We start from the raw sequence: 3,895 nt of genomic DNA on the forward strand, positions 1-3,895 counted from the left end.
CTGATAGACCGCCACGGCATTGTGCCCGTGGGCTTGCTGGACTGCCCACAGTCTGTCGGCGGCCAGGGTAAAGGCTTCATCCCAGCCAATGGCTTGCCAGCCCTCGCCCACGCGTTTGTGCGGCTGGCGCAGGCGGTCGGGGTCGTTCTGGATATCCTGCAGGGCCACGGCCTTGGGGCAGACATGGCCACGGCTGAACGGATCCAGGGGATCGCCCTTGATCGAGGTAATCAGCGCCCGCCCGTCGTCCTCGTGGCTGACTTCTATGTTTAACCCGCAAATCGCTTCGCACAGGTGACAGGCACGGTGATGCAGGGTCTTGGTCATGGCCGTCTCTGCCTTGTTGGTGTCGAGCAATGACTATGCGCCCGGCCCCTCCCCCCCGCCAGCGCGCTTCGCCGCGTGAATCCAGCGTCATCAGGCGCACGATTCGCGACAGCCATTTGCCAAATTGCCAGCAAGCCGTGTACAACCGTCTGTAGCAAATAAAAAACAGCACCGCCCTGCGGGTCGAGACACCCTTTGCAACATCCTTAGCGATCGGCAGCTGTTTCCCCTCTTGGTTTCAGGCGACATTTAATTATAGTATTGCGCCTTTCCCTATTTCGTCCGCCCCGTGCGGCTTACGCCGCAGGTCACTCCCGTTGTCAAAAAAAACCATACGGTCGACCTGCATACCGTTGCAGATAAGGTAGTCAATCATGAGCGCTAGGCACTTTCTCTCCCTGCTGGACTTCACCACCGACGAATTGCTCGGGGTGATCCGCCGCGGCATCGAGCTGAAGGACCTGCGCAAACGAGGCGTGCTGTTCGAGCCGCTGAAAAGCCGCGTGCTGGGCATGATCTTCGAGAAATCCTCGACCCGTACCCGGGTGTCGTTCGAAGCCGGCATGATCCAGCTCGGCGGCCAGGCGATTTTCCTGTCCCCGCGCGACACCCAGCTGGGCCGGGGCGAGCCGATCAGCGACAGCGCCATCGTGCTGTCGAGCATGCTTGACGTGGTAATGATCCGTACCCACGCCCACAGCACGCTCACCGAGTTCGCCGCCAACTCGCGCGTACCGGTGATCAATGCCCTGTCCGACGAGTCGCACCCATGCCAGCTGCTGGCCGACATGCAGACCTTCCTCGAACAGCGTGGCTCGATCCAGGGCAAGACCGTGGCCTGGATCGGCGATGGCTTCAACATGTGCAACTCGTATATCGAGGCCGCCCGGCAGTTTGGCTTCCAGCTGCGCATCGCCTGCCCGGAAGGTTACGACCCGGACCCGCGCTTCATGGCCATTGGCGGTGACAGCGTGCAAATCGTCCGCGACCCGAAGGAAGCCGTGCGCGATGCCCATCTGGTGACCACGGATGTCTGGACTTCCATGGGCCAGGAGGAGGAAACTGCACGGCGCCTGGCGCATTTCGCGCCTTACCAGGTCACCCGCGAACTGCTCGACCTGGCCGCACCCGACGCCCTGTTCATGCACTGCCTGCCCGCCCACCGTGGCGAGGAAATCAGCCATGACCTGCTCGACGACCCACGTTCGGTCGCCTGGGACCAGGCTGAAAACCGCCTGCATGCACAGAAGGCCCTTCTCGAATTCCTTGTCGAACCGGCTTACCACCACGCATGAGTCAACCCCTACTGCTCAACCTGCGCAACCTGGCCTGCGGCTATGGCGACCAGCGCATCGTCCAGAACCTCAACCTGCACCTGAACGCAGGCGACATTGGTTGCCTGCTGGGCTCATCCGGTTGCGGCAAGACCACCACCTTGCGCGCCATCGCCGGTTTCGAGCCGGTGCATGACGGCGAGATCCAGCTGGCCGGCGAGGTCATTTCCCGGGCGGGTTTCACCCTCTCGCCGGAAAAACGCCGTATCGGCATGGTGTTCCAGGACTACGCGCTGTTCCCGCACCTGACCGTTGCGCAGAACATTGCCTTTGGCATTGCCAAGCACCCACGCCAAGCCGCCGTCATCGACGAGATGCTCGAACTGGTCAAGCTGGGCGGGCTGGGCGGGCGGTACCCGCATGAGCTGTCCGGCGGCCAGCAGCAACGGGTCGCACTGGCCCGGGCGCTGGCGCCCGAGCCGCAGCTGCTACTGCTCGACGAGCCGTTCTCCAACCTTGACGTGGAGCTGCGCCGGCGCCTCAGCCATGAGGTTCGCGACATCCTCAAGAGCCGTGGCACCAGCGCCATCCTGGTCACCCATGACCAGGAAGAAGCCTTCGCCGTCAGCGATCAGGTCGGCGTGTTCAAGGAAGGCCGCCTCGAGCAGTGGGACACGCCCTACAACCTTTATCACGAGCCGCAGACGCCGTTTGTGGCCAGCTTCATCGGCCAGGGCTACTTCATCCGTGGCCAGATGAGCAGCCACGAAGCAGTCAATACCGAGCTGGGTGAATTGCGCGGCAACCGTGCCTACATCATGGCGCCGGGCAGCTCGGTAGATGTGCTGTTGCGCCCGGACGATATCGTGCATGCGCCAGATAGCCAGCTGCGGGCGAGCATCGTCGGCAAGAGCTTTCTCGGGGCATCGACCCTGTATCGCCTGCAGTTGCCCACCGGCAGCCAGCTGGAGGCGATTTTCCCCAGCCATGTCGACCATCAGGTCGGCGGCGATGTGGGTATTGCGGTGAAGGCCGATCACCTCGTGCTGTTCCCGGTGCCGGGCAGTGTCGCAGCGCAGCTCCCGCGGCAGGAGAACGGGGTTCGTCGGCACAGCTCGGCGACCTGACTCGACATATGGGGCCGCTTGGCGGCCCCAAAAATCTCAGCCCCGGCCGATCCCGGTAAACTTGCCCTGGGTGTGCTCGGCCAGCACCACCGCCGCCAACTCCACTTCCAGCCCACGCCGTCCAGCACTGACATGGATGGTTGCAAAATTCTGCGCCGAGTCATCGATGAAGGTGCGCAGGCGCTTCTTTTGCCCAAGCGGGCTGATGCCGCCGACGAGGTAACCCGTGGCTCGCTGCGCCGCCGCCGGGTCAGCCATCTCGCACTTCTTCACCCCGGCAGCATGGGCCAGGGCCTTGAGGTCCAGCGTGCCCACCACCGGTACCACCGCTACAAGCAACTCGCCTTTCTCGCTGCTCGCCAGCAACGTCTTGAAAACCTGCTGTGGGTCGAGGCCAAGCTTTTCCGCTGCCTCCAGGCCGTAGGAGGCCGACTTCGGGTCATGTTCATAACTGTGCACGCGGTGTTCGGCGCGATGCTTTTTCAGCAGATCTAGGGCGGGGGTCATGCACGGGCTCCGGGCTGGGACGGCTCGGCGGCTACTTTAGGACAATTCCCACTTCCCAGCCAGCGCACCGCAATCGCGCCGCTCTACAACGCGGCTGCAACGGGGCTACGCAGTAGAAATACGCAGCCAGATCGTGACTGATCGTTCACTTTCGACCTTTGACATAAGCGTTTCTTGTCTATATTTTTTCGTTTCCGAATAAACGGTGCACTTTTAGCGTGCATTTCCTACATCTGCCTGGGGTCAAGGGGATAGACACCGGGCTTTGCTGTCGAGCGCCACGCGCCTCACAACAAAAAAAACGAGGTCATACATGACGACTGCTCTACGCCAACCCACGTTGTCCAGCCAATGCCTTGCCGAATTTCTCGGCACTGCCCTGCTGATCTTTTTCGGCACCGGCTGCGTCGCTGCGCTGAAGGTCGCGGGCGCGAGCTTTGGCTTGTGGGAAATCAGTATCATCTGGGGCGTTGGCGTCAGCATGGCCATCTACCTCACGGCCGGTATTTCCGGCGCTCACCTGAACCCGGCCGTGAGCATTGCCCTGACCCTGTTTGCCGACTTCGACAAGCGCAAGCTGCCTTTCTACATGCTGGCCCAGGTCTGCGGCGCGTTCTGTGGGGCGGCACTTGTCTACACGCTGTACAGCAGCCTGTTCTT

General features: G+C 62.2%; 5 protein-coding genes. 3 read left to right on the forward strand and 2 right to left on the reverse strand.

All coding sequences use genetic code 11. The features are described from left to right. On the reverse strand, positions 1–327 hold a 327-nt coding region (locus tag HP547_RS27760), incomplete at its 3' end, for a molybdopterin-dependent oxidoreductase (protein ID WP_172288644.1). 374 nt (positions 328–701) lie between these two features. Between HP547_RS27760 and argF the strand changes: the two genes are divergently transcribed. Together argF and HP547_RS27770 are read left to right on the forward strand one after the other, a co-directional pair. Continuing rightward, a complete protein-coding gene (gene argF, locus HP547_RS27765) occupies positions 702–1,622 on the forward strand; it encodes an ornithine carbamoyltransferase (RefSeq protein WP_172288646.1) in 921 nt (306 codons plus the stop codon). Next, entirely contained in the window at positions 1,619–2,728 is a 1,110-nt protein-coding gene (locus HP547_RS27770; protein WP_172288648.1) for an ABC transporter ATP-binding protein, read from the forward strand. The genes argF and HP547_RS27770 overlap by 4 nt, the downstream gene beginning before the upstream one ends. Positions 2,729–2,764: 36 nt before the next feature. Here the strand turns inward: HP547_RS27770 and ybaK are convergent, their stop codons facing one another. Further along, positions 2,765–3,235: a Cys-tRNA(Pro) deacylase gene (gene ybaK / locus HP547_RS27775; RefSeq protein WP_172288650.1), complete on the reverse strand. Its 471-nt coding sequence runs from the start codon at positions 3,233–3,235 to the stop codon at positions 2,765–2,767. A gap of 313 nt (positions 3,236–3,548) precedes the next feature. Between ybaK and HP547_RS27780 the strand changes: the two genes are divergently transcribed. Next, positions 3,549–3,895: MIP/aquaporin family protein (locus tag HP547_RS27780; protein ID WP_172288652.1), on the forward strand; the 347-nt coding region annotated here is incomplete at its 3' end.

The organism is Pseudomonas sp. CM27, assembly GCF_013179515.1.
Classification (GTDB): Bacteria; Pseudomonadota; Gammaproteobacteria; order Pseudomonadales; family Pseudomonadaceae; genus Aquipseudomonas.

Excerpts from the sequence above, each read along its gene's own strand:
- argF (WP_172288646.1), top strand. The coding sequence starts at position 702 with ATGAGCGCTAGGCACTTTCTCTCCCTGCTGGACTTCACCACCGACGAA.
- HP547_RS27770 (WP_172288648.1), top strand. The coding sequence starts at position 1,619 with ATGAGTCAACCCCTACTGCTCAACCTGCGCAACCTGGCCTGCGGCTAT.
- ybaK (WP_172288650.1), bottom strand. The coding sequence starts at position 3,235 with ATGACCCCCGCCCTAGATCTGCTGAAAAAGCATCGCGCCGAACACCGC.